Source organism: Marinoscillum sp. (genome assembly GCF_040222955.1).
Lineage (GTDB): Bacteria > Bacteroidota > Bacteroidia > Cytophagales > Cyclobacteriaceae > Marinoscillum.
Window position 1 is genome coordinate 158,749 of record NZ_JAVKCA010000013.1, and the last position, 9,231, is coordinate 167,979.

A 9,231-nucleotide genomic window follows, 5' to 3' on the forward strand; every position below is an offset into this window, starting at 1 on the left:
ATCCCCGTGGAGATTGTTAGATTGTAGCGCGACATAAAAACTTTCTAAAGACTTGCAATCATTTTAAGGTCATTGATAGACCCGAGAGCTTTTTCGAGCACTCCTGACACACTGGCCTGATATTCTACCCGCTCAGCTATCACCTTCAGGCACTCATTTATGACCTTTTCATCGTAGTAGTCACCTTTGAAAACCCGATACACGTGGTTTCGATGGCATCCAAGACGCTCAGTTACTAGCTTTTTCTCACTGTACTTGAGGTGCCTGTATACAGTGGCTATCTGCTCATCGCTATATTTCCTATCCTTTATGTACATTTGATTTTTTGTATGCTTGTATGTGTGCAATTGTATAGATAATTATCTATATCTGCAAACTGATCTTAAAGAATTATCGAAACAATGTCGATTATTATCGATAGAATAGCGAAATACTTGGATGAAAAGGGTATTAGTGTTAGATCCTTTGAAATGGCTATTGGGGCCTCCAATGGTGCTATTGGTCGTGCTATCAAGGACAATAAAGACATTCAGTCTAAATGGATTTCGATAATTATCGAAAAGTATTCAGACTTAAACCCGGTGTGGCTCCTGAAAGGTGAAGGCGAAATGATTATAGATAGCCGATACAGCTTTCAGGAAAGAGTCAATACAGTAAATGAACCGGAGAGTCCATACCCATACATAATAACAGTAGATCCTCAGGGTAATGAAAATATTGCTTTCGTAAACGTCAAAGCACGGGCCGGGTATCTGTCAGGATATGGAGATCCTGAGTATCTGTCAGAACTTCCGGTATATAGACTTCCAGGATTTAATAACGGCACTTTTAGAGCATTTGAAGTTCAAGGAGACAGCATGTATCAATTTCAAACCAGATCAGGTCTTACTCCAGGGGATTGGATTATTTCCGAGAGGGTAGAGCATCCATTTCAGATCAAGGACACCCGTGTTTATGTGATTATTTGCGATGAAGGGGTCATTGTTAAGCGTTGTATCAACAGACTTTCAAGTGAGTCTAAGGTGTTGATTTGTCAAAGTGACAATAAGTCTGGAGAGTATGCAGACATATTGCTACATCTGGAAAATATAATGGAGGTATGGGAGTTTAAGGCGTCAATTAGCCGCCATATTCCCCCTCCAAGTGATGTTTACAAATCCGTATTAGATTTGCAGGCGGATGTAGCTATACTAAAACATAAACTAAACCACTTATCAAAATGAGAAATGTATCCCTCATCACCATCTCGCTGATATTGGCTCAAATTGCATGTTTTTCTCAGTCAATTCAACTTGACGAAATAGACGACTTCACAGGTTCTAGGAAGATTATAACAAGTCCTTGGAGAGGGAAGACCATCAAGCCAAGTGACTTTGTTGATGTCGATAAATCTCTATTGGTTAATACCTCCTGTTTAATTAAGGATAGCATCACTTTACATACAATTACTTTGTATCTCATGAGCGATGTAGGATGCCTATCTAAGTATGATGGAAAAGCTATCATTCTTTTTGAAGATAAGTCTAAGATTGAGATTCATCAGTTAAGTGATACCGATTGCGATGATTCACCTACGGCCTCATACTTATTACTGAGCAGAGATGAGGGTGAGGATAAGAGCAATTTCCAGTCAAAAATTGAGGAAAATTATAGCCACATTATGAATCATGATATAACCAAGATAAGGGTGTATGGCAATAAATATTACAAGGACTTTGAGCTTAATTTAAAGAGTCAGGACATATTAAAACGCCACTTCTCATTAATAGGCAAACAGCTTTGATTTTCTGATATTCGTGTACTACTAAAATGTACTACTAAGTGTACTACTAACCCGCTCTCAAAATTCAAATGTGCATGCCACCCACAGCACTGGTACCAGCCCAAAATTTTAATTAGTAGCCCTTCAGTTCAACAAGTGTTAAACGCCAGTTTAACCAATTCAGCCGCTTTTAGCGCACTTTCAACGCCCCGATTACATATTAGTTAAACAGGGAGCAATTTTCGTCCATAAGATTATAGTGTAATTACTCAATATTCACATTTGAATTTTCGGCGCTTTTTTGTGTGATGGCCTAAAAACGGCCTATACTTGCAGGAAAGCCGCAAAATGAGAAATCCGCGCAATTTTATAATATGTACCTTTCTATTTACCCCCTATATTTCTTAGCTGATAAGTTAGCTGTGTGCCACCTTTATCCGACTCACTATCAGGGCTTTTCGGAGCTCTTTATTTAGCAGGAGGCGGCGTGCAGTTTGTGCCTAATGAACCTAACCTATGAAACCAACCAACCATTTCTCCCCCGGAGGTAGCTGTTGCTATGTGCCGCTCCCAAAATCCGTACTGAAAGGCTGTTTAGCGTTGCGCGAAGGCTGATGCTGGTATCCGCGCATCTTAGTGGGCTGGCACAGTTTTATTCTGTGTGAGCACAAATTGGCATTATTTCTCCCAACTCCATTTTCCAAAATGAACCCCCGGCATGATTCATTTCCTTGACCGGGTTAGAATTTTCCGACCATTCAAAACAAAGTAAACTATGAAAAAGGTATTCACTGCCACCTTGATCCTGTTCGGACTGATGATAAGTCTGGGTCTGCAGGCCCAGGATCGTCCGTTTATCACCACCTGGAAGACCGATAATCCGGGAGCCTCGGAGGATAATCAGATCACTATTCGGACCAATCCTGCTCACTTTACTCCTATCTACACCTATAATTTTGATATTTACTGGGAGGACGTGAGTGACGCCAGCATCAATGGCACGTTGACAGGACTTACAGAAGATGTAACCATCGATTTTCCAACTGCGGGCATCTACAGAGTAGAAATATCCGGAGATTTTCCCAAATTATATTTCCCCATCGCAAAAAATGCAGATGCTGAGAAATTGCTGACCGTAGAGCAATGGGGGACCATCCGTTGGGGCGCCATGGTCACCTGTTTTATGGGTTGTGTTAACGTGAGGATTCCAGCTACTGACGCTCCTGATTTGACCAATGTGCAGGATTTTAGACTCATGTTCGAAGGGGCTACTGCTTTCAATGACCCAATTGGCCATTGGGATGTTTCGAGTGCTCTTGATATGAGCAACATGTTTGATCGAGCGAGTTCATTTAATCAGGACATCAGTAATTGGGATGTTTCTAATGTTACTAGAATGACTGGAATGTTCAGTGGAGCAACTCACTTTAATCAAGATATTAGTAATTGGGATGTCTCTAGTGTGACCAAGATGCAAAGTATGTTTAATGGAGCTCGGGCATTCAATCAGAACATAGGGAACTGGGATGTTTCTAACGTGGATAATATGTCCTATATGTTTTGGTTTGCAAATTCCTTCAATCAGGATATAAGTGGATGGGACGTATCCAATGTGACCGATATGTCGGACATGTTCTATCAGACAGCTTTTTCGACTCAGAAGTATGATCGATTGCTGATTAAGTGGTCCGGCTTGCCGACTCTTCAGCGTGACATCACCATGGGACCTCATGGGCTTAGTTATTGTCTGGGAGTAGATGCCCGCCAAAGCCTCATTGATACTTATGGATGGACTATAGAAGGTGATAGTAAGCGTTGTGATTTTGACGATTTCGGAGGAAGAAGTGGTTCGGTTGCACTACAAATTGGGGGAGAGGCATTTTTGGGTTTGGGAAGAAATGACTCCATTTATTTTGGGGACTGGCTCAATATTTCATCCGGGTTGGACTCAGTCGCAGATTTCCCCGGTGCGGCACGAGCCTCGGCCGTTGCTTTTGTGATTGATTCTTTGGCTTATGTGGGGTTGGGTATAGATGAGGACGGTAATTATTTGTCAGACTTTTATAGCTACAGTCCTGCTCAGGATTTGTGGACCCCGATAGCCGATTTTGGAGGTGGTGCCCGAACCAATTCCGTGGCCTTTTCCATGGGTCGGCAGGGTTACGTGGGCACAGGCAAGAACAATCAGGGTGAGCAATCTGATTTCTGGAAGTACGACCCGGCCACCAATGTATGGACAGAGCTCCCGGACTGGGGGAGTGATAAGCGCCAGGGCGCGTTTTCGTTTGTGATAGGGGATAAGGCTTATGTCGGAGGGGGATATTACTTTGATGGCTTCCAGTCTCAGCTATCGGATATCCAGGAGTTTGATCCTGCTACAGAAACGTGGACAGAGAAAATATTTGCAGATGGGCTCAACTTAAGTGTCAATGATGCTGCGGCCTTTTCTCTTTATGGACAGGGGTACATTGCTTATGGAAGTAAGAGCAACCTCATTAAGTATGATCCCCGAACCAATGAGGTAGAGAATCTCGGAGATTATTTTGAGCTTGGGGCTAACCGGACTGATCCCATAGCTTACACAGTGGGTGACTTTGGGTACTTCGGATTGGGACGTCATGGTTTTTCTCCTACCGAATACGCCAATGACTTTGAGGTTTATTTTGAGCCTAATGTATCCCCTTCGGATGTTTTGCTATCTGAAAATACCATTGAAGAGAATAACTCGACAGCCACTTTGATTGGAGTGCTGTCTTCAGTTGATACGAATGCCTGGGGAGAACCCGAGTATACATTAATCAGGAGCACTGCGAAGGATACTTTTCTTATCTCCAACGATTCCCTTTTTGCCAATCAGACACTGAATTATGAAGTGCAAGACACATATTCTATTACCATACAGGTAAGGGATGATAGAGGGGGGATTTATCAGGAGCTTTTTCATATTTATGTAGAAGATATGAATGATGCGCCAACGATGATTTCACTATCAGATTCTTTGGTTACTGAGTCAAATACAGAGGTTGTTCAGGTGGGGAGTTTTACTGTGATTGACGAGGATGTTTCCGATGAATTTACCTTTCAGTTGGTCTCAGGGGATGGTGAGAATGATGCTGATAATGATCATTTTGAGGTGGTTGGAAATGTGCTGAACATAGTAAACCCCAATTTTGAAGTCCAACAAATTTACAGGGTATATATTGAGGTAGTCGATTTGGGTGGTCTTTCGTTTCGTCAGTCGTTTGAAATAAGCATTGAGGACACGCCGGAACCACCATTTGATATGAGCCTTTCAAATTTGGAGGTGATGGAAGATAATGACACTGCGGTTTTTGTTGGTGTTATTTCTGTTTCTGATGAGGACACCGATGATACCCATCTATTCACCATTAGAACTCAGGTGGGTTCTTCATATAGTCATCGATTTGAAATTAAGGGTAACGAATTGAGTATTCTCAATCCTGATTTTGAAGAGCAGTCAACTTTTGAGGTACTATTGGAGGCTGTGGATCAGGTGGGACTGGCCTGTCAGAAGACATTCGAGATTAAGTTGCTCAACAGAAATGAGCCCCCTCTGGCGATTTCACTTGAGACGCATGTTCTACTGGATGGCAATGCGGAAATTGGAACAGAAGTGGGGACTCTTGATACTCAGGATGAAGATTTGGATGATGAGTTTATATATGTTTTGTCAAAAGCCTCGGATTTTTTCGAAATAGTAGATAATAAACTCCGAATTAAAAGTCCTTTCAACAAATCTGCCAGCGATGTGACTCATTCCGTTGAGGTGGTGTCTACTGACTTGGGAGGCCTGTCTGTGACAGATAGCTTTGAAATTGTTGTTTTTGGTGTACCACTTTCGATACCTGGAAAGATTCCGACTGAGGTTTTTCCCAACCCGGTTGAGAATGAGTTTTCCATTCATCTGAATGGGGAGGCTGTATTAGAAATTTTCTCTTTGAATGGAGCAAAACTGTCGAGTCAGACATTGTCAGAGGGGAATCATTTGATAGATGTATCGGATTTAAAAAAAGGGGTGTATGTAATATGTCTGTTGTCAAATCAAAGCAAGGAGTACATTAGATTCATTAAGCAATAGTAGCGAACTTGATGCCCCTTATCTGCCGTTAGGGGGCATCAATTAAAAACTAAAATCTCCAAAGTAGTAGCTATTGATTTGGTAGTTTCATCCACCTATGGCTTTGTTTGTTTCCAGGGAGCACGTAGGATATTGAGTATGGATAATTTTTATTTCTGAGACCTGAAGAACCGTCCATAATCCTTTGAACAAATTCATTCTCCTGATCAGGATGAGCCGCCGCTTTTTGTAGCAACTCACGATAGTGTTTCGCAAAGTACACATGGGCAAGAATAGAAACAGTACCTTCAATGCCTTCAAAATTTAATGCTTCATTGGCCTGTATTTGTTCATCTTTTAGTTTCAGGCCGTAGGGGTACTGCCACCAAAAGGCAGAGTTGACTGGAGGGACTCCATGTTCAGTATTATCATCAATCGTAAAGAATCCTTTCTCCACAGCTTCATATATCAGTGGGTAGAACTTTTCTTTAAAATCAGTATTGTAGTCAAATTCATTTGTTAAAATCAGCATCGGGTCACTTTTAGCTGTTCCTTTTATTTCAGCCAGATCAAAGGCCTCTGTTTTAATATAAAGATTATTTCCAACCCGATGCCCCCCCTCATAAGGGTTAGTAAACCACACGCTGCTGGGCTTATTTGCTAGTATTTTCTCTATAAATGTATCGTGTATGCTTGTTCGGAAATGAAAGTTATAAAGAGACACTTCCGTTCCTGAACTGGAGACCTCAAAGTATTCGCCCTTATAAATGGTTTCTGGTTTCAGATTTTCATTCATGTCATACTCAAAGTAACCGTTATGATACCTCATGTCCTGTATTTCCGAGAAGGATCCGTCTAGCGTACTCAATCTAAACTTCAATTGCCAATCATCATTGTCAATTGACCTCAAAAGGCCAGGTTGCTCGTGATGTAGCTGAAGGTATCCGTAAGGGTACTCTTTAGGAAGAAAGAAGTATTGTCTGTCGATGGGATAGGTATAGGCTATGTTGTCTTCTTGTAGCGTCGTACTTTCAAATTCATTAGATATAAACGTAATAGAGTAGCTCTCCGTCAGTTCTTCAGCAGGCCACCAGATATCTTTCTTACCAGAGTAAAACGAATAAGAAAAGGCAGTTTCTATTTCATAGAGACAGTCACACAAATAAGACTTTGGGGTTATTGTCAGCTGATTGGATACAGAATCAACTTCCCAATCAAATTCAAAGGGTTCGCCATCTTCCTTAATGCTAATCAAAAAATCAGTTCTTAATTTCTTGGAGACTTTTTCCTGAGTGTTGGTGTCCTTGAAAGTATTCTTTCTCAATTGAATCCGTAAGTCAGGATTGAAAGGAGTGAGTGGAGTATTGGGGGCAAAGAGCGCAGAATCTACCGCAGGAAACATTTCGAGGCTCAGAGGCAATGACCTAATAGATAAATTTATAACCTCTCGGTCTTTGGTAATTCTGCTAAAGACCTCTTGCCATTCATTCTCAATGAGTTTTTGAACCATGATTTCCAGGTTAATTTCCCAATACACCTTATTGTTAGTTAGTTGTTTAGGTATAATGAAAAGAGAGTCTGACGACTTATTTATCAATGTGTCGAAGGGAATAGCTATTCCACCCAATAAAACATCAAACTGTACAATTGAAATTTTATGCAGCGCTATTCCCTTAGAAGTTACTTTCTGAAATACTGAGTCAATAGGATAATTGAATTTGATGAGTGGCAGGTCAAATTGATTTAGATTTTCTGAGCCGCTCCCCTTGAAAATCAAACCTAATTCGTGTAGGGCCACTTTCTCCGGTTCTTCAATCTCTGTAGTATCTGGTTTTTCTGGTTCCTTTGCCGGGGTTTCATCTTTCTCTTCACAGCAAACAAGCAGAAATATAAAAGCTACCAGTGTTAAGGTGGAATGGTGAAGACAGTTGGCGAGTGATTCTTTCATGATCGTAACAGTTGGTTGTCATTGGAACAAGCCCCTAAATAAAATATTTTTTTAAAAAGTCCACACTTCACGTGGCAATAAATTTTGGATTTGAAGAACCAGTATGAAGCCAGAACCTCTAGCCGCTTATGAACAGTTTCAACCCGACAGCCTATTTGCCTCTTTATGTTTGCCCAAGTTTGTTGATTTTTTTTTGTGGATAAAAATATTTTTCATTTCTTAGCTGATAAGTTAGCTGTGTGCCACCTTTATCCGACTCACTATCAGGGCTTTTCGGAGCTCTTTATTAGCAAGAGGGTGGCGTGCAGTTTGTGCCTAATGAACCTAACCTATGGAACCAACCAACCATTTCTCCCCCGGAGGTAGCTGTTGCTATGTGCCACACCCAAAATCCGTACTGAAAGGCTGCTTTGATACATTCGTGGACCACAAAATCATCAAGCGATGAGGTCCTTACTGTTCGCATGTCTGATGTCCTTCACCACGGCACTTTTTGGTCAGACTTACAAAATCAAGAAGGAGGTATTGCTGAAAGATAAAGTGCCCGTGGCCCGGGTAACCGGTACATTGAATTGGGTACGTGGGGCTGATATGGCCCTGGAAACTTTAGAGGGAGAGGTGTTTTGTGAGATTGTGACCAGAGGTTTCAAGACCTCCTACCCCATGTTGGAGGAGGTGCGCTGGACCATCCTTACCTTCCCTGAGTTCAACAAAACTTTTACCCTGGCCCGGGATACGGATTGGGGGAGTAAGATTTCTGTGATTCGCAATGAGGTGGTAGATCAGGGCCTGCAAATTTCGGAGAGCGGGATAAACCCTGAGGATCTGGAAGGCCTGTATGAGAAAGACATCAGCCTGCGGCTGAATGAGGATACCCTCGCCATCTTAGAAGAGGTTGCTTTCATGCGGGAAAGCCTGGAGGACAATAGCATTGAGCGAGACCGTTCCCGGCCGCATGCACTGGTGCCCTTGGTGAGCAAAAACCCGGCTGAAAAGGTATCGCTGGTCACGCAGGATGTGGAAGGCTTAGGGAGGATTTATTCCGGTTCCAAGCCTTTGGTGGTAGGGAAGGTGGTTCACGAGACCAATAATCCATATTCGGTGGTATATGAACCCACCAAAGACCTGGTGGTGATTTATAAGAAGCTTAAAAACCCTGTGGTCAGGGATGGTAAAGAGCTCGAGTTTTTCCCTGCCGGGGAGATTGATTTTACCAAGAGAGACATTGTGTTGTTTTTGTTTGAGACCGGAGAAGTGCCAACCCTTATTAAGTATAATCGCGAAATGCCCCGACAGGAAGTGATCGGAAAGGCCGTCGAGTATATGATAATCTGGGGGTTTTTGTGATGAGAGGGTTCAAAACTGAGATTTTTTTTCGAATAATATGCCACTTCACGCTTGCATCGTTTGGTTAGTTTGCTTTAATTGGCAGATTAGTTAAGC

Annotated in this window: 6 protein-coding genes; 4 read left to right on the forward strand and 2 right to left on the reverse strand. The window is 42.0% G+C overall.

From position 1 onward, the window contains the following. Nucleotides 1-44: 44 nt before the first annotated feature. Nucleotides 45-317, reverse strand: coding sequence for a hypothetical protein (locus tag RIH33_RS13175; protein ID WP_406651276.1), 273 nt, complete (start codon nt 315-317; stop codon nt 45-47). A gap of 84 nt (nt 318-401) precedes the next feature. On the opposite strand from RIH33_RS13175, the gene RIH33_RS13180 reads away from it, so the two are divergent. The 3 genes from RIH33_RS13180 to RIH33_RS13190 all read left to right on the forward strand — a co-directional run bounded on the left by RIH33_RS13180 (nt 402) and on the right by RIH33_RS13190 (nt 5,861). Then, nucleotides 402-1,223: a helix-turn-helix transcriptional regulator gene (locus RIH33_RS13180; RefSeq protein WP_406651277.1), complete on the forward strand. Its 822-nt coding sequence runs from the start codon at nt 402-404 to the stop codon at nt 1,221-1,223. Next, a complete protein-coding gene (locus RIH33_RS13185) occupies nt 1,220-1,783 on the forward strand; it encodes a hypothetical protein (RefSeq protein ID WP_406651278.1) in 564 nt (187 codons plus the stop codon). The genes RIH33_RS13180 and RIH33_RS13185 overlap by 4 nt, the downstream gene beginning before the upstream one ends. 754 nt (nt 1,784-2,537) lie before the next feature. Continuing rightward, a complete protein-coding gene (locus RIH33_RS13190; RefSeq protein ID WP_406651280.1) occupies nt 2,538-5,861 on the forward strand; it encodes a BspA family leucine-rich repeat surface protein in 3,324 nt (1,107 codons plus the stop codon). A gap of 70 nt (nt 5,862-5,931) precedes the next feature. Here RIH33_RS13190 and RIH33_RS13195 read toward each other — a convergent pair whose 3' ends face one another. Then, nucleotides 5,932-7,788: a hypothetical protein gene (locus RIH33_RS13195; protein WP_406651281.1), complete on the reverse strand. Its 1,857-nt coding sequence runs from the start codon at nt 7,786-7,788 to the stop codon at nt 5,932-5,934. 444 nt (nt 7,789-8,232) lie between these two features. Here RIH33_RS13195 and RIH33_RS13200 point away from each other — a divergent pair, with 444 nt between their 5' ends. Beyond that, on the forward strand, nt 8,233-9,135 hold the full coding sequence (locus RIH33_RS13200) for a hypothetical protein (protein WP_406651282.1): 903 nt from the start codon (nt 8,233-8,235) through the stop codon (nt 9,133-9,135). The last annotated feature ends 96 nt before the right edge of the window (nt 9,136-9,231 follow it).

What these genes read in the sequence shown, in the direction of transcription:
- RIH33_RS13175 (WP_406651276.1), bottom strand. Translation starts at nt 317, where the DNA reads ATGTACATAAAGGATAGGAAATATAGCGATGAGCAGATAGCCACTGTA.
- RIH33_RS13180 (WP_406651277.1), top strand. Translation starts at nt 402, where the DNA reads ATGTCGATTATTATCGATAGAATAGCGAAATACTTGGATGAAAAGGGT.
- RIH33_RS13185 (WP_406651278.1), top strand. Translation starts at nt 1,220, where the DNA reads ATGAGAAATGTATCCCTCATCACCATCTCGCTGATATTGGCTCAAATT.
- RIH33_RS13190 (WP_406651280.1), top strand. Translation starts at nt 2,538, where the DNA reads ATGAAAAAGGTATTCACTGCCACCTTGATCCTGTTCGGACTGATGATA.
- RIH33_RS13195 (WP_406651281.1), bottom strand. Translation starts at nt 7,788, where the DNA reads ATGAAAGAATCACTCGCCAACTGTCTTCACCATTCCACCTTAACACTG.
- RIH33_RS13200 (WP_406651282.1), top strand. Translation starts at nt 8,233, where the DNA reads ATGAGGTCCTTACTGTTCGCATGTCTGATGTCCTTCACCACGGCACTT.